The sequence below is a fragment of the Psychroserpens sp. genome, assembly GCF_034670085.1.
In the GTDB taxonomy this organism is placed as follows: Bacteria; Bacteroidota; Bacteroidia; order Flavobacteriales; family Flavobacteriaceae; genus Psychroserpens.
The window spans coordinates 78,710-96,376 of record NZ_JAXMOD010000008.1 but is presented as its reverse complement, the minus strand read 5'-3'; the positions used below and the strand labels follow the sequence as shown (position 1 = coordinate 96,376).

The window sequence follows — 17,667 nt, the reverse complement described above, 5'->3', positions numbered from 1 at the left end:
ATCTATAAATAAACTATTCAATATTTTCACCATGCTGCGACAAGTCTAGTCCTCGCTCTTCTTGATCTGAACGAACCCTAAGTGGCAAAATGATATCTACAATTTTGAGTAATAATAAACTCCCGAAGAATGTAAATAGGGCAACACCTACTAAAGCAATTATGTGATGTGTAAACGTGGTGTATTCGCCATAAATTAACCCAACATCCTTAGCAAGTACTCCAGTTAATACCATACCAACTATTCCGCCTACTCCATGACTAGGAAACACCTCTAAGGTATCATCAATCTTAGACTTCTTATTCAACTGAATGGCAATATTACTTACAATTGCCGCAACAAAACCTATAAAAACACTCTGACCTATGGTCACAAAACCAGCAGCTGGTGTAATGGCTACTAAACCTACAATAGCACCTATACACGCACCAAGAGATGACATTTTTCTATTATAAAAACGTTCGAAAAACAACCACGTAATCATACTCGTAGCAGAAGCAATATTGGTGTTTGCAAAAGCAATAACAGCATCTGTGTTAGCACCAAGAGCAGAGCCGGAATTAAATCCAAACCAACCAAACCAAAGCAAACCTGTTCCTAAAATTACGAATGGAATATTAGCAGGCTTTTCAATAGTATGTTTTCGTTTTCCTAAATACATTGCTGCAGCTAAGGCTGCAAGTCCAGCAGACATATGTACAACCGTTCCTCCAGCAAAATCTAGGACATCCCAATTTCGCAGCAAACCATCTGGATGCCAGGTCATATGTGCCAATGGTGAATAAATAAAAATTGAAAACAATACCATAAAAAAGATATAACTTCTAAATCGAATGCGTTCTGCAAAACTTCCTGTAATTAAGGCTGGTGTAATAATTGCAAATTTTAATTGGAACAATGCAAAAAGTAAAAACGGAATGGTTCCTGCAAAATCAGGATTAGGAGAAACCGATACATCTTTAAAACAGAAAAACGTCATTGGATTACCGATTACACCACCAATGCTGTCTCCAAAAGCCAGACTAAATCCAACTATCACCCACAAAACACTTATGACTCCCAAAGCCACAAAACTCTGAAGCATTGTAGAAATCACACTTTTCTTATTAACCATTCCTCCGTAAAAAAATGCTAATCCTGGTGTCATTAGAAACACTAATGCAGAAGCAACAATCATCCATGCCGTATCGCCAGTATCAATAGCATCAACATTATCCAAAATTTGGTATTCTGTTCCACAAAACAGTACAACAAAAACCAGAATAGCCAGTATAATGAAGTTTAATTTTTTTCCCATAATAAAATGAATTTACATTTCAAATTTATAAAACGACTATAAATAACTACCATGAGAATTAGCAATAGTCACAAAAATTACGATATTCATAAAAATGATTACTATAATTTATATTAATCATAATTTCTTTTTGGCGGATAAGCATTAAATTAATTGTTAGGGAAAAATCTTTGTGTTAAACTATTGCAAAATATTGTACTCGCTTATGCTCTAAGATTCAAATATTACTTAAATTTAACATTCATAAAAACGACATAAAAAATGGCAACAGTTACATTAGGTGGCGACACAGTACATACATCAGGAACACTTCCAGTAATAGGATCTCAAGCTCCAGATTTTAAACTTACAGCAACCGATTTATCAACTAAATCTTTATCCGATTTCTCAGGTCACAACTTAGTTTTAAACATTTTTCCTAGTGTAGATACTGGGACTTGCGCACAATCTGTAAGAACATTTAATAAAGAAGCTAGCACACTAGACAATACAAAAGTGCTTTGTATTTCTAAGGATTTACCTTTTGCAATGGCCCGATTTTGTGGTGCTGAAGGATTAGAAAACGTTGTAAGCCTTACTGATTATAAAAATGGTAGTTTCGGAACTACTTACGGACTAGATTTTACAGATGGTGCATTTGAAACTTTATTATCGAGATGTATTATCGTCATCAACAATCAAGGCAAGGTTTTACATACAGAGCAAGTTAGTGAAATTGCTGACGAGCCAAATTACAAAGCGGCTTTAGATGCTTTGAAATAAATCTAAGCAATTACAAAGCGGCTTTAGATGCTTTAAAACATAACGAAGTAATTACTATGCACCTTTAAGGATGTTTGCATGACGCAGAAAAAAGACTCTTTTTTAGTAAACCGATTAAAAAGTGTAGGCTATGCTTTTAAAGGCGCTGTTTTTCTTGTAAAAACAGAAGCAAGTATAAAAATTCAAGTATGCATTGCTATTGCTGTGACCATAGCTGGGTTTTATTTTGACATTTCTAATACAGAATGGCTTATCCAAATTGCCTTTATAGGCTTAGTAATGAGCTTAGAAGCCATGAATACCTCTGTTGAATACATATCGGATTTCATTCATCCTGAGAGACATGAAAGTATTGGTCGAATTAAAGACATAGCTGCAGGAGCAGTATTTATTGCTGCCGTTTCGGCAACAATAGCAGCTCTGATAATTTATATTCCGAAAATATTTTAAGGTTCATAACTCCGTTAATATCTAATGTGTTTAAATACTTTTAAGTTAGGATAAACGTTAGTAATTTGTATTTTTGTTTTACACTAAGAAACCTTTAATGGCGAAGAAAAAAACCAAGACTAAAAGCAAAGCTAAAACAACGCCTAAACTGAAAAAACCAAGTTTTAAATTATCAAGTCAGCAGAAGTTGATTTTTGGTAGTTTATTAATAATTCTTGGTGTCTTGTTATTTATAGCTTTCTTATCCTTTTTCTTTACTGGACAAGCAGACCAAAGTACACTTACTGAATTAGCTTCTAGAGATGTTGAAGCCAAAAATTGGCTCAATAAACTTGGTGCTTGGGTAAGCGACTTATTCATCAACAAAGCATTTGGTGTCTCTTCGTTTATTTTCTCGGGATTGTTGTTTCTTTCAGGAGTTTATGTCACATTAGATATTAATAAATCAAAGTTATTGAAGCATTGGATTTGGGGAACACTTATAGCGATCTGGCTATCTGTTTTCTTTGGTTTTTTTGCTCACAAATACGATTCACTAGGTGGAACGATAGGTTTTGAAATGAATAGTTTCTTTCAGGATTATATGGGCAAAATTGGAACCATACTCCTTCTTGTATTCATTTTAATTGTGTATTTAGCTATTCGTTTTAAAGTCACTGGAGACTCCATTGTGTCACTTTTTAAGAATGCAAATAAAGAATTTAAAGCTGAGATTAATTCTGATAAAGAAATAGATCAAGACCTTATAGTTCCTTTAGACAATGATTTATCTGCCGAAGCTGAAGACATTAAAGCTGCTTTTGAGTTAGATATCGAAGAGCCTAAACCTACTATTGAAAATCACTCAAAACCAGACGTAAAGGTTGAAAAACCAAAAGTAGAAATTACTAAGCCAGAACCAGAGCCTGAATTAAATATTGAAATTAAAACTATTGAGGAAGAGGCTTCAGAAACTGATAATCTTTCAAATAAATTAGTTGAAGATTTCGGGCAATTTGACCCAACATTAGATCTGAGTAAATTTGAATTTCCGCCTTTAGATTTATTGAAAAAATATGATACTGAAGGTATTACCATAAATCAAGAAGAATTAGAAGAAAACAAAAACCGAATCGTAGAAACCTTAAACAACTACAAAATCGGAATTGCAAGTATTAAGGCAACTATTGGTCCGACAGTAACACTTTATGAAATTGTACCAGAAGCTGGAGTACGAATATCAAAAATTAAAAACCTAGAAGATGATATCGCCTTATCACTTTCAGCTTTAGGAATTCGTATTATTGCTCCTATTCCTGGCAAAGGAACCATTGGAATTGAGGTGCCAAATAAAAATTCTACCATTGTATCGATGCGTTCGGTTATTGCTTCACAAAAATTTCAGAAAACAGATATGGAGCTTCCTATTGCTTTTGGAAAAACCATTAGTAATGAAACCATGGTTGTCGATTTAGCCAAAATGCCTCACCTATTAATGGCTGGAGCAACAGGTCAAGGTAAATCGGTTGGGCTAAATGCGGTATTAACTTCATTACTCTATAAAAAACATCCGGCAGAAGTTAAGTTTGTATTAGTTGATCCTAAAAAAGTAGAATTAACACTTTTCAATAAAATCGAACGTCATTATTTGGCTAAACTTCCAGATAGTGAGGATGCGATAATTACTGACAATACAAAAGTTATCAATACATTAAACTCTTTGTGTATTGAAATGGATAACCGTTACGAAATGTTGAAAAACGCCTTATGTCGTAACATTAAAGAGTATAATACAAAATTTAAAGCACGTAAACTCAATCCTAATGATGGACATCAGTTTTTACCTTATATAGTTTTGGTGGTCGATGAGTTTGCCGATTTAATTATGACAGCTGGTAAAGAAGTTGAAACACCTATTGCTCGTTTAGCTCAGTTAGCACGTGCTATTGGTATCCACTTGATTATCGCGACTCAACGTCCATCAGTTAATGTTATTACAGGTATTATCAAAGCCAATTTCCCTGCACGTATTGCTTTTAGAGTAACATCTAAGATTGATTCGAGAACCATTCTTGATGGTTCTGGAGCTGACCAATTAATTGGTCGTGGTGACATGCTTTACACGCAAGGAAATGATATAATTCGAATACAGTGTGCATTTGTTGACACGCCTGAAGTTGAAAAAATTACAGATTTTATTGGCTCTCAAAAGGCTTATCCTGAAGCTTACCAATTACCAGAATACGTAGGTGAAGAAAGTGGCACAAGTCTTGATAATAATATTGAGGATAGAGATAAATTGTTTAGAGAAGCTGCAGAAATTATTGTCACCGCACAACAAGGTTCAGCCTCACTATTACAACGAAAACTAAAACTAGGATACAACAGAGCAGGACGCTTAATAGATCAACTTGAAGCCGCAGGTATTGTTGGTGGATTTGAAGGCAGTAAGGCTAGACAAGTATTGGTTCCTGACTTAGTAGCTCTCGATCAATTATTAGCAAACGAATAATAAATACGAATTTTAAATTAACTTTTATATTGATGATGAAACAGATAGCAATAGTCCTAATTGTTTTAATAAGTTCATTAGGTTTTGCACAAGATGCAGAAACCTTGCTTAATGACGTGTATAATAAAACTAAATCTTATGAAAATATTTCTATAGATTTTAAATATGTGCTCCAAAACACAAGTGAAAACATTAATCAAGAAACTCGTGGAGATGTTGCCATGGAAGGCGATAAATATGTCTTAAACATTCTTGGCATAACTAGGATTTATGATGGAAAGACTCTCTACACAATTAGTCCTGAAGATGAAGAAGTAACTATTTCTTCCGATAATATTGAAGAGGAATCGACAATTACACCAAGTAAAATGTTATCCTTTTACAAAGAAGGCTATACCTACGAATTGGATATTGTTCAGAATGTAAAAGGACGAAAAATTCAATATGTAAAATTAACTCCAATTGATACAAACTCTGAAATTGATGAAGTATTATTAGGAATTGATGCCAACACCAAGCACATTTATAATCTGATAGAAATTGGTAAAAACGGAACAAAAACTACCTTAACTGTTAATTCTTTTAAAACGAATGAGCCGTTCTCAAAAACCTTGTTTACTTTTGACAAGAGTAAATACAAAGACTATTATTTAAATAGACTAGACTAGGCCAACAACCATCAATGAAAATACTAGATAGGTACATACTAACGACCTACTTAAAAACTTTTTTGAGCGTGTTTATTATACTCATGCTCATTTTTGTTTTACAATCTATTTGGCTATACATTAGCGAATTAGCTGGAAAAGACCTAGCTGTTGGAGTCATCTTAAAATTCTTATTGTACGTTACCCCTACGCTAATTCCATTAATATTACCACTTACAATTTTACTAGCTTCTATTATGGTTTTCGGACAATTTGCTGAAAATTATGAGTTTGCCGCTATGAAATCTACTGGTATTTCGCTTCAACGTGCTATGAGAAGCTTAAGCGTTTTTATTGTACTGTTAGGAATAACGACTTTCATATTCTCAAACAATGTGATTCCTTGGGCCAATTACAATTTCTATAACTTAAGAAAGAATATAGCTAAAGTTCAACCAGCGATGGCCATTGCCGAAGGTCAATTTAATGACATTGGAGATTATAATATTAAAGTTGAAAAGAAAAGTGGAGATAAAGGACAGTTTTTACAAAAAGTAGTTATTCATAAAAAAGGAGTACGTCGCGCAGGAAATAAGACAGTTATCATTTCTGATTCTGGTGAACTAAAGAGTAATCCGAATTCAAATATTCTGCAACTTGTATTATTTGAAGGCCATTATTATGAAGAAATTTTTAATAAAGACCCTAAACAACGATTTAAAAAACCTTTTGCAAAAAGCTATTTTGAAGAATATACAATCAATGTTGATTTAGAAGGATTAAATGATGTAGATATTGACGATAAAAACTACGACAATCGTTACAATATGCTTGACGTAAGCAGTCTTAGTTATACTATTGATAGTTTATATCAAAAGCAATCTGATAATTTAAAAGACTTTTCTAAAACGCTTTACACACGTTCTAATTTTGAAAATTTAGATCACAATATCACTCCAAAAAAAGATTCTGTTTTTAACGGTGATATTTTTAGTTTATTTAAAAATTCCACTAAAATACAAATGCTTACTCTTGCTGCTAATACGGCATCGAGCACTAAACAAATCATAGCAGCAAATAAAAAAAACGTATCTGCATCGACAAAATGGTTAAGCAAACATGTGATTTCCTTGCATGAAAAATATCTTTTAGGAATAGCATGTATCATTCTATTTTTCGTGGGTGCACCTTTAGGAGCTTTAATTCGAAAAGGTGGAATTGGTTTGCCTTTAGTAATTGCTATTTTATTATTTCTGACCTATCATTTTATTGGGATATTTGCTAAAAACAGCTCATTAGATGGCACTTTAAATCCTGTTTTTGCGACATGGCTATCTACCTTAATTATGCTGCCTTTAAGTATTTACCTTACTCGAAGGGCAACTAAAGACAGACAATTATTTGAATCTGAAGGCTTACTTGATCCACTAAAAAAATTATTTGGTATCAAAAGTAAAATGCTCATATCAAGCACTAACGCATTAGACATTAATTCTGAAGATTATCAAAACTTAGAGAATTACGACGATAATAAATTGATTGATATTGTCAAACATTACAGACAGTATAATTATGGAATAGAATATAAGAATTCTTCATTACAAGTATTAGAATCAAGAGGAATTACACAGCAACAGTTAAAATTTGCTGGGAATTTAACTGATTATTCTTACGAAGAAGCTTTAAGGTTAAAATATTTATATGAAGAAAACTCAAAGTTAGCATTTGTTCTTTATGTAATTTCATTTATTCTAATTCTTCCTGGATCAATCCTTGAAAATAATGGTTATCCAAAATTAGGTTCAGGCTTATTCATAACAGGGAATATTATAGCATTATTCTACATATTTGCACTAGTTAAATCGTTTATAGACAGCTCAAATCTTAATAAGCAACTGGGTAAAAACAATATTTCAAACGCCTTAATTTTTATCCTTTTTGGATTGCCTTTATATTTTGTATTCTACTTTTTTCAAAAGAAAAAAATTAAGGAAGATTTAAAAACAACTATAACCGATAATCAATCGGCAAATAGTACTAATTCGAAGTCCATAATTTCTGAAACAAAAGAATTAGAGACTAGTTATAATGATTATAAAGCGTATTCAAAATTTGCACTTGTATTTTATATAATAGGTCTAGTTCTATTCATTTTAGTCTTGGTATTCAAGAATAATAAGCTTCCAGCTGCACAATCTGCGGCATTCGAATTATCGGTAATTTCTGGGTTGTTGTTTCTGGTGTATTCCATAGCTTCGAGTATAGCTTTCAAAAAAATGTACAACCAAATAAAAAGCACACCTGCTTCTTACCTTTTATGGTCTATTTTAGGATTAATCATTTATCCTGTGGTATATTTTAAAAGGCGAAATAAAATATCTGAAGACTTTTCAGCGTAGAAAAAATAAGCCATATCTTTGCAATTCTAATTTATCATTATGATTACAACAATGTCAAACACAAATAATTCAACAAAAATAGAACTTAACACCATTTCTGAAGCCATAGAAGACATTAAGAATGGAAAAATTATTATTGTTGTTGATGATGAAAACAGAGAGAATGAAGGTGATTTTATTGCTGCTGCTGAAACTGTAACACCAGAAATGATAAATTTCATGGCAACTAATGGTCGTGGTCTAATTTGCGCTCCATTGACTGAAGATCGCTGTGAAGATCTGGATTTAACCATGATGGTACAAAACAATACGGTTTTACATCATACACAATTTACAGTTTCTGTTGATTTAATTGGTCATGGTTGTACAACAGGAATTTCAGTTCATGATAGATCAAAAACCATAAAAGCTTTAGTTAATGACGACACTAAACCTCATGATTTGGGTCGTCCTGGACATATTTTTCCACTAAAAGCAAAAAATGGAGGTGTTTTAAGACGAACAGGTCACACGGAAGCTGCTGTTGATTTAGCTAGACTGGCTGGATTTAAGCCGGCTGGTATTCTTGTTGAAATCTTAAATGACGATGGAACAATGGCAAGATTACCTCAACTAATTGACGTTGCTAAAAAATTTGATTTAAAGTTGATCTCTATTGAAGATCTTGTTGCTTATAGAATGGAACACGACTCATTAATAGAGAAAAAAGAAGATTTCAACATCGAAACTAGATTTGGAAGTTTTCGTTTAAGAGCTTACCAGCAAACCACTGACAATCAAATACATATAGCTTTATCAAAAGGATCTTGGTCTCAGGACGAACCAGTACTTACACGTGTGAATGCGACATTGGTTAATAATGATATTTTAGGTACACTTACCAATAATGCAGATGAGAAATTAGACGATATGTTTAAAGTCATCAATGATGCAGGTAAAGGTGCTATTATATTTATCAATCAGCAGTCGCAATCTATGAATCTTTTAAAACGCTTAAACATTTTAAAAGACTCACAAGTTGAAGGCAAGGTTATCAAAGCGCCAAGAATTGATATGGACAATAAGGACTTTGGTATTGGAGCTCAAATACTTCATGATTTAAACATACATAAACTAAGACTTATTTCTAATACTATGCAAACCAAACGAGTTGGTATGATTGGCTATGGTTTAGAGATTGTAGATTACGTAAGTTATTAGTTGATAATTACTCGCTTTGTAATAAATTGATTGGTACTATATATCTTCAATAGATAAACACCAGACCTTATATTTTCTACATTAAGATGCTTCAGGTTATTCTCTTTATGTAACACAACTTTTCCTAAAACATCATAAAGTTCAATACTATCAATATCCTGATTAGAAGAAATATTAATATAATCTGAAGCTGGATTTGGAGAAACTTTAAAAGCATTGGCAAAAGTGTCATCGATACTTAATGCGTTTTCTTGATATACTTTAACATAATCTATAACCATACTACTCTGACTAAAGTTTGGATCAATTGTACCAGCTACTCCTCCCATTGCTATGTTTAATAATAAATATTGGTCTTCATAATAAGGCCATGTTGAATTATCTTTTACCGCTGGATTATAAGTATAGAAACCGACGTCATCAATTAAAAATGTAATTTGATCTGGAGACCAATTTACTGAGTATACATGAAACTCATTTGCTACATCATTTAAAATATATGATTGATAATTCATCGTAGCACCAAAACATCCTTCACACGAATTATGCAATGCACTGCTAACATGATTTGTAGCTCCAAGTCCATGTTCCATAATATCAATTTCACCACAATTAGGCCAATTTGTAGTCCCAAAACCCTGATTATCCCAATAAGCACCATCTTCATTGATGTTTTTTCCAAGCATCCAAATTGCAGGCCAAGTTCCATCTCCAAAGGGGAGTTTTGCTCTTACATCAACGCGACCGTATGTGAAAGCAAATTTTGAGTTTAATCTGGCAGATGTATACTCTTTTGTTTCTCCTTGATCTGTAAAGGTTTCATTAATAGCTACAATATTTAAAAACCCGTTGTCAACAAAAGAATTCTCAATACGATTGGTATAATGCTGTTGCTCTCCATTAAACCAGCTTCCGCCAATTGGTAATTGCGTTTGATGAAACCAATTACTGCTGTTTATTGCTCCATTTGTTTCAAATTCATCAGACCAAACTAATTCTGTATAAATAACATCTAATTCAAACGGATCTACAGGCTCTACTCCATCATCAATATCATCAATCAAATAAGTGCCTGGTGATGCTATTCCTCCATCTATAAAGATTACCAATCTTGTATAGCTACCAGTAGCATTTACAGTATTTCCTGTACCACTAATTGTAGCATTAGAAAAGTCAAAAATTAAATCATTAGCCCAACCTGAGCCTGATGTGTTTTGTACCACCTCCACATCTGGATCGATACCATTTTCGAGTTTCATATAAATATTGTGGGCATTTGGATCAAATTGATAGAACGACAATGCTATTTGTTGCTGTTGACTTAAATCTATGGGAACTGTTAAGTCTAAATAAAACCCTTGCCAGGGTTCACTACCATCATTAAAAAATTGTCCAACAGAATTACTAGCATCTTCCGGATCGGAATTGAACGAAAACCCACTATTAGCAAAAGGAATAAACGTGTCGTTGGCATCAGAAAAATCAATGGGCATTTGTTGAGCAATAGATAAATGCACCACAAGTAGAAAAATGTAAGAAAAATTATAACGAGGCTTCATAAAATTAACTTTTGTGCAATTTATGAATCCCTAAGTCCATCCTAAAATTATTAACCTATACAAAAGCACAACAACAAAAGAAAAGGCAATAAATCCTTTTATTAATTATCTAAGACCTTTTTAATCGAAGCTACCATTTTAATCGCTCGATCTTTTACCTCTTCATCTGTCCAAGATAGTTTAATTAAGCACGATATGTTACGACCAATATAATGATCGGATTGCTCAAATTTCTTGTTCTGAAGGCTTTCTAAAGCCTGTTTCATTTCCGAAGATAAGGGAAACAATGATTTTTGTGTTTTGAGATGATCCCATTTTCTAATGTAATGCCAGTTATTATCGTAATAATTCCAACACGCATCAATCTTATTTGTTTTAAAGGCTTCTGAAACTTTACGAGCAATTTCTAAATCTGGTAAAAAGAAATTCAGAAACGCATAACTTTCTTCTCCACCATTTGGAACTTTTCGAAATGTTACACCAGGAATTTCGGAAATAGCATTACGCAAAATGGCATAGTTTTTTTTCTGAAGTGCAATAAATTCAGGAAGTCGTTTAACTTGCGCTAAACCAACAGCTGCATGCAATTCTGAAATTCTAAAATTATAGCCAAGAAATGGGTGTGTTTCAGCTCCTCTATCATTACCAATATGATCATGACCATGATCGCTGTAATGGTCAGCATTTTTATAATACTCAGGATTGTTCGTAATGACGGCACCACCTTCTCCACAAGTAATGGTCTTTACAAAATCGAATGAAAAACAACCTAAATCGGCAATACTTCCTAAAGGTTTTCCTTCATAAGTTCCTCCAATTGCTTGACAAGCATCTTCCACAAAAAGGAGATTATGTTTTGTACAGATGTTTTGAAGTGCATTCATGTTTCCCATGCTTCCACACATTTGAACGATCATTACGGCTTTTGTTTTTTCAGTAATAGCCTCTTCTACTGCTTTAGGATCTAAAGTAAGTGTATCATCAATATCGACTAACACTGGAATGGCTCCTAACATCATTATCGCTTCAAAACTAGCTACAAATGTAAATGTTGGCATAATGACCTCATCACCTGCACCAACACCTGCCGATGCTAAAGCAACAGATACAGCTGCCGTTCCGCTAGACACTAATTGTACATGGTTTGTTTGGAATGTATTCTGTAGTTCGGCTTCTAATTCCCTCGCCTTCCAATGGCCTTTTCGCATACCATCAAAGCCATAGCGCATTAGAACTCCATTGTCTAATACATCATTGACTTCTTTGCGCTCTAAGTCGCCAAATAATTCAAATCCTGGCATATTAGTATTTCGTCTTAGTCTTTAGAAAAGTCATAAAATCTGAAACGCTTTTAGAGTTTATTTCAGTTAAGGCTTTTTCAATTGTATTTCCTGTTTCATCAACAAGAGCTAAAGCAGGAACTACCTCACTTTTAGTATAGTGAAACGCTAAACGTTTGTTGTAAGAATCAATTGAAACATCTAATTTTAGAAGTACAAAACTCGTAGCATATCTTTTAAATTCGACTGAATTAAAAATTTCATCTTGCAGTAGATTATAGTTTTCACCTGAAGTATTATCGGTAACAAAAACTAAAATTGGATTATTGAGTGTTTTAGATGTCTTTATCGCTTCTTTATAATCAGTTAACCATTTATTTGATTCAGTTTGTGCTGTAAGGTTCACACTAACTATAAGTAGGATTACTAAGGTTAATTTTTTCATGGTATTATTATTAAAGTGATTGAAACAAATATAAGATATAAGTAATGTCGTTCAAAACTATATTAAATATTATAACGTGATAACTGCATCATCGATAGTTTTTCTAACTTTTTTAAATGAAGCAAATTTATCGTCTTCTGCCCTATATCCTATAGGAAGTAAAAGTACAGATTTTAAATTTCGCTCTTTTAAATTTAATATAGTGTCATAAGTTTCAGGAATAAATCCTTCCATCGGACAAGAATCAATGCGTTCAATAGCACAAACAGTCATTAAATTACCAAGAGCAATATACGCTTGCTTAACTGACCATTCTTGACGTTCAGCTTTAGACATATCGTGCATCATAGTTTTTAAATCCTTTCTATAAGGCTCCAAAATATCTTGTGAAGTTTGTCTCAAATCGGCGACAGAATCAAACAAATTATCTACATCAGTATCTGAAATATCATCTTGAATACAAATAACTAACAAATGAGAAGCATCAACAACTTGCCTCTGATGGTAAGAATGTTCGACCAATTGTAACCGTTTGTTCTTATCTGAAACAACCACTAAACTAATTGTTTGTAAACCAAATGAGGTTGCCGTAAGATTAAATGCTTCTTTTATGACTTGTAATTTTTCTTCGGATAAATCTCTTGAAGTATCGAATTTTTTGGTAGCATAACGCCATTTTAAATGATCTATGGTATTCATAATTATCATAATTTGAGTTGCAAAAGTAAGCTTTGATATTTATAGTTAAATCACTATTATCATTTATAAAATCTATATCAATATAAATTGCATTAAAAATATCAGGTTTTATTTGAAAGAATTAAAAAAGGGTTCTATATTTGCACTCGCATTTAGGGAATACCTAATGAGACACTACTGGAGAAATGGCAGAGTGGTCGAATGCGGCAGTCTTGAAAACTGTTGAGGGTCACACCTCCGGGGGTTCGAATCCCTCTTTCTCCGCTTAAGAAAACCGTAATTACTTAGTTGATAAGTTTTTACGGTTTCTTTTTTAGTCTATTATTAAACTTTAAACTAATACTATTACCCTACAAGTAAAAAAACAACAATTAGATTTTCAATTAACATCACACTAACAAAATACTGTTTAATAACTTTTTCTATTCCACATTACCTAAATACTTCTTAATCATTATCTGCCAATAAATGATAAATATCATTGATAATTAACTAGTATCCAGATATTTTAGCATTGTATAATCAGAACAGTATTAATTATGAAAGTACTTGTGTACAGTGCCAAAGATTTTGAAATCCCTTTTATAGAAAAAGCTAATATTAGAAAACATAAGCTCATCTTTACAAAAAAGGCATTGTCCTCTGAAACCGCAATGATGGCTGTTGGCTTTGAAGCCATTTCCATATTTTCTGCAGATGAGGCTTGGGTTACAACTATTGAAAAACTTAAAGATTTTGGTGTAAAATATATTACCCTACGTTCTGTTGGTTACGATAATGTAAATTTAAGGGCTGCATCGAGACTAAATATAAAAGTTGCTAATGTTCCTGCTTATTCTCCTAACGCTATTGCGGAGCATTCTGTTGCATTGCTATTAACTTTAAATAGAAAGTTAATCGAATCTAATTCCCGAGTAAAACGTCATAATTTCAACTTAAATAATTTAGTGGGTTTTGATTTAAACGGCAAGACAGTTGGTATCATTGGAACGGGAAAAATAGGCACGGTTATGACTAAAATTATGCACGGATTTGGTTGTCAACTATTAGGCTATGATATTGAAGAGAATGAAGATCTAACCAAGCTGTATAACCTACGATATACAACAATACAAGATTTATGTGAACGAGCAGATATTATTTCTATACATGTTCCTTTAACTACAGAAACTCATCAACTCATCAATAAAGATTTAATTTCGGAAATGAAAAATGGTGTTATTATTATTAATACGGCTAGGGGTTCTGTTGTTAATACTGAAGATATTATTGATGGTCTAAAAAAAGGAAAGATCGGAAGCTTAGGAATTGATGTTTATGAAAACGAGAAAGGTTTATTCTTTAATGATCATTCTCAAGAGATTCCAAATGATGACCTTTTTATTCAATTAAATGCTTTCCCAAATGTCCTTATCACTGGACATCATGCGTTTTTAACTAATGAAGCTTTGACCAATATTGCTGAAACAACCATCTATAATTTAGATTGCTGGGCTTCTAGTAAAGATACAGAAAATGAATTAACGGAGATAAACAAAAGTCTCCAAAACTAATCCTTCTTGTTAAAGTCATAAATATCCTTTAACTCAAGGCTACCACCAACTTCGTTTAAAACGTTTAAATCATATCGTATAGAAATTCCTGTTCCAATTGAAGCGTAATAATAAATAACCCAAGCATCAGCTTCTCTAGTGCCAATACAACCATTTGAATAGGCTTTCCCTAAAGTTACTGGATTGGTTGTGGGATGAATTAATTGTCCGTAACGCAATCCGTTGATTTCAGCTTCAATAAAAGGAATTTGAGGCAATTTCGTCACCTTTTTATCATCTCTATTTGTAACAAAATATTCTTGATTATTTGCGGGATTAACATATCGTGGATTCTTTTCATAGGCTATGATATGACCTTCGCCTGTTTTTGTTTTTAAATCTTCTACTCTACCTGACATTCCAAGATATTTCTTTTCATTCCTACCTACTCGAATAGGAAATTCATAAAGAAGCACAGAATCCTCATAAATTCTAAGCTTAAATTCTGGAATATTAATATCTATTCTAGATTTTTGAATTGAGCTAGATATTTTTTTCGCGTGCAAAGAATCAGGAAGAACTATAGAATTCCCTTTTGGTAGTGCAATCATTTTTTTCTGATCATAAACAAATGAATCACGAGACATCATCCTATAATAATCGGTATTCTGAAGTGTGTCTAAAATCCAAGAATTAGAACGAACTATTAGATGCTCAGTTAACTTATAAGGTGTTATTGAGTCATATCTTTTGACTAACGAGTCCATAAATTGAAAATAATTCTCAATAGTTATGTCTCTATCAATAGTAACCAAGTTTACAATCTCCTGATGATTGTAAACTTGATTACTTTTGTTTGTCTTTTTTGATAATGCAGAAACATCTTCTTTTGAGCCAGATACATTCACAGAAATTATATATAGCAAAAGAACAACAGCATGTATTATTAAAACCCATCGCTTCATTCGGTAAGTAGTTTAGTTTTCTTGAGAATTTTATCTAATACCTCTTCTTTATTCAGTGGTTTAGTGCAAAAGAACCAATCTTCACATTTCAATTCGTTAGATGATGTCATTCGTTCTTCGGCAACACCACAAGATCCAGCAGGAGAAATAATAACATCATCTCCAGGATTCCAATCTGCAGGAGTCGCTACAGAAAACTTATCAGAGGTTTGCATTGCAATTAATGCACGATAAATCTCATCAAAATTTCTTCCTAAACTCAAAGGATAATAAATGATTGCTCTAATTAATCCTTTAGGATCTACAAAAAAAACAGCTCGAACTGCTTGTGTCTTGCTTTCTCCAGGCTGAATCATACCATATTTTTTGGCAACTTCCATGGTAATATCTTCGATTAAAGGAAATTTTACTTCAATATCTTTCATGCCCTTAAATTCAATTTTTTCCTTTATAGTTCGTAACCAAGCAATATGACTATAAAGACCATCTATTGAAAGTCCAATTAATTTACAATTGGCTTTTGCGAACTTGTTTTCAAGGTGTGCAAAAGTGATAAATTCACTAGTACATACAGGAGTGAAATCAGCTGGATGACTAAAAAGGATAGCCCATTCTCCTTCATAATCTGAAGGGAAGTTTATCTCACCTTGAGTCGTTATTGCTTTAAATGCTGGTGCCTTGTCTCCTATTCTTGGCATTGCCGTAATGTTTTCTTGAGCTTGTGTTGTTTCCATTGTATTATTTTTTTAATTTACCAATAGTGCAACTCACATAAGATTGTACTTTGGTTTTTAGTTTGTTTTCTGTTCCAACTATGGGATATCCTATTCTTGACAATACGTGTTTGGCATTCTCAAAATCATGATTAGTATGATAATCGAAGGCTACTGTATTCGCTTCATAATCTACTTCGACTTCACTTATGTTTTTAACTTCAGACAACCTATTAACGATGGTGTTTTTGCAACCACAACATTTTAAGTTTTGTACATGGACTGAAATTCTCATAAGGTTTTTTTATATGTCTTAAAATTATTCCTAACCGTATCAATCTGAAATGATATTCATCAGTTTTGCTCAGGATTTGAGCATATTTGTAAAGGAATTATTGGATTATTTTTCAGTGCCTCTTTAGTTGCATCATATCCTATTCGGAATATCTTTGGAAGATGCTTCTTCTCAAAAGCACCAAAACTATCTAATTGCTTAGGCAACACAACTATATCGCAATCTTTAAACTTTGCATAATCCTCTTGTACCGATTTTAGTTTAAAAGCTCTTTCAATAACGTTATAAGAATGTTTTAAATCTTTAATCGCTACATTTTGATATCCATTTACATAAACACCTATGATTACATCACACTCCGATTTTAATTCTTCAACAGGGAAATTATTTAATGCTCCTCCATCTATAAAATAAGAGTCTCCTATTTTTACGGGAGCAAATATTCCAGGAAAAGCTGCCGAAGCCAATATGGGCTTAATCAATTCTCCCGAAGTAAACGTAGTGAGCGTTCCATTTAAAATATCTGTAGCCGTAATTGATAATGATTTTTTTAAAGCATTAAAATTATCCTTCTTTATAAAATGATTAAACTCAGGATAAAACTTTTCTGTATCAATAAAACCAGGTTTACCAAATGCATATTTTTTAAAATCTAAAATTTCAATAGTTTTAAAAAACAGGTAAATATCTTTCCAACCATAACCATAAGCGTATAAAGCACCAACTATAGCTCCTGCACTAGATCCAGAAATATGGGTTGGAAAAATCCCTTGTTCTTCTAGAGCTTTTATAGCTCCAATATGTGCCACTCCTCTAACACCACCTCCAGATAATACTAAACCTATCTTCATAGCTAATTGTTTCTTAATGCAACAAATCTAGTTTGGCAACACGTCGAATCCAATGATATATATCAGATAGAGAGCTGATTTA

The 17,667-nt window shown here is 32.8% G+C and carries 16 protein-coding genes and 1 tRNA gene; 8 read left to right on the top strand and 9 right to left on the bottom strand.

Annotation, left to right across the window (positions count from 1 at the left end):
- Window positions 1-13: 13 nt before the first annotated feature.
- Window positions 14-1,297 (bottom strand): ammonium transporter, encoded by a 1,284-nt coding sequence (locus VOI25_RS13535; protein WP_323789614.1) that lies wholly within the window; start codon window positions 1,295-1,297, stop codon window positions 14-16.
- Window positions 1,298-1,558: 261 nt separating this feature from the next.
- Between VOI25_RS13535 and tpx the strand changes: the two genes are divergently transcribed.
- From tpx to ribB, 6 genes are all read left to right on the top strand, one after another.
- Window positions 1,559-2,059 carry a thiol peroxidase gene (gene tpx, locus VOI25_RS13530; RefSeq protein WP_323789613.1) on the top strand — a complete coding sequence of 167 codons (501 nt, stop codon included), beginning with the start codon at window positions 1,559-1,561 and terminating at the stop codon, window positions 2,057-2,059.
- Between the two features lie 78 nt (window positions 2,060-2,137).
- Entirely contained in the window at window positions 2,138-2,509 is a 372-nt protein-coding gene (locus tag VOI25_RS13525; RefSeq protein ID WP_323789612.1) for a diacylglycerol kinase family protein, read from the top strand.
- 97 nt (window positions 2,510-2,606) lie between these two features.
- Window positions 2,607-5,000, top strand: a complete 2,394-nt coding sequence (locus tag VOI25_RS13520; RefSeq protein WP_323789611.1) for a DNA translocase FtsK — start codon at window positions 2,607-2,609, stop codon at window positions 4,998-5,000.
- Between the two features lie 35 nt (window positions 5,001-5,035).
- The gene (locus tag VOI25_RS13515) at window positions 5,036-5,668 is read left to right on the top strand and encodes an outer membrane lipoprotein carrier protein LolA (RefSeq protein WP_323789754.1); all 633 of its coding nucleotides are present in this window, start codon (window positions 5,036-5,038) and stop codon (window positions 5,666-5,668) included.
- Between the two features lie 14 nt (window positions 5,669-5,682).
- Complete coding sequence (locus tag VOI25_RS13510; RefSeq protein WP_323789610.1) at window positions 5,683-8,046, top strand: LptF/LptG family permease; 2,364 nt, start codon at window positions 5,683-5,685, stop codon at window positions 8,044-8,046.
- 39 nt (window positions 8,047-8,085) lie between these two features.
- Window positions 8,086-9,246, top strand: a complete 1,161-nt coding sequence (gene ribB, locus VOI25_RS13505) for a 3,4-dihydroxy-2-butanone-4-phosphate synthase (protein ID WP_323789609.1) — start codon at window positions 8,086-8,088, stop codon at window positions 9,244-9,246.
- Here ribB and VOI25_RS13500 read toward each other — a convergent pair.
- The 4 genes from VOI25_RS13500 to VOI25_RS13485 form a co-directional block, all read right to left on the bottom strand.
- Window positions 9,243-10,805, bottom strand: coding sequence for a family 16 glycosylhydrolase (locus VOI25_RS13500; protein WP_323789608.1), 1,563 nt, complete (start codon window positions 10,803-10,805; stop codon window positions 9,243-9,245). The two genes, ribB and VOI25_RS13500, sit on opposite strands and share 4 nt — an antisense overlap.
- 101 nt (window positions 10,806-10,906) lie before the next feature.
- A complete protein-coding gene (locus VOI25_RS13495; RefSeq protein ID WP_323789607.1) occupies window positions 10,907-12,106 on the bottom strand; it encodes a DegT/DnrJ/EryC1/StrS family aminotransferase in 1,200 nt (399 codons plus the stop codon).
- A gap of 1 nt (window position 12,107) precedes the next feature.
- Window positions 12,108-12,530: a hypothetical protein gene (locus VOI25_RS13490; protein ID WP_323789606.1), complete on the bottom strand. Its 423-nt coding sequence runs from the start codon at window positions 12,528-12,530 to the stop codon at window positions 12,108-12,110.
- 69 nt (window positions 12,531-12,599) lie between these two features.
- Window positions 12,600-13,229, bottom strand: a complete 630-nt coding sequence (locus VOI25_RS13485; protein WP_323789605.1) for an NAD(P)H-dependent oxidoreductase — start codon at window positions 13,227-13,229, stop codon at window positions 12,600-12,602.
- Between the two features lie 179 nt (window positions 13,230-13,408).
- On the opposite strand from VOI25_RS13485, the gene VOI25_RS13480 reads away from it, so the two are divergent.
- Window positions 13,409-13,493: transfer RNA gene (locus tag VOI25_RS13480), tRNA-Ser, on the top strand.
- Between the two features lie 275 nt (window positions 13,494-13,768).
- Window positions 13,769-14,782 (top strand): 2-hydroxyacid dehydrogenase, encoded by a 1,014-nt coding sequence (locus tag VOI25_RS13475; protein WP_323789604.1) that lies wholly within the window; start codon window positions 13,769-13,771, stop codon window positions 14,780-14,782.
- On the opposite strand, the gene VOI25_RS13470 is transcribed toward VOI25_RS13475, so the two are convergent.
- From VOI25_RS13470 to VOI25_RS13455, 4 genes are read right to left on the bottom strand one after another with little or no spacing between them, the layout of a single operon-like run.
- On the bottom strand, window positions 14,779-15,726 hold the full coding sequence (locus tag VOI25_RS13470) for a L,D-transpeptidase (protein WP_323789603.1): 948 nt from the start codon (window positions 15,724-15,726) through the stop codon (window positions 14,779-14,781). The two genes, VOI25_RS13475 and VOI25_RS13470, sit on opposite strands and share 4 nt — an antisense overlap.
- Window positions 15,723-16,460: a peroxiredoxin gene (locus VOI25_RS13465; RefSeq protein ID WP_323789602.1), complete on the bottom strand. Its 738-nt coding sequence runs from the start codon at window positions 16,458-16,460 to the stop codon at window positions 15,723-15,725. Before VOI25_RS13465 ends, VOI25_RS13470 begins: the two co-directional genes overlap by 4 nt.
- Before the next feature lie 4 nt (window positions 16,461-16,464).
- Window positions 16,465-16,734, bottom strand: a complete 270-nt coding sequence (locus tag VOI25_RS13460; protein WP_323789601.1) for a heavy metal-associated domain-containing protein — start codon at window positions 16,732-16,734, stop codon at window positions 16,465-16,467.
- 59 nt (window positions 16,735-16,793) lie between these two features.
- Window positions 16,794-17,585 (bottom strand): patatin-like phospholipase family protein, encoded by a 792-nt coding sequence (locus tag VOI25_RS13455; RefSeq protein ID WP_323789600.1) that lies wholly within the window; start codon window positions 17,583-17,585, stop codon window positions 16,794-16,796.
- Between the last annotated feature and the right edge of the window lie 82 nt (window positions 17,586-17,667).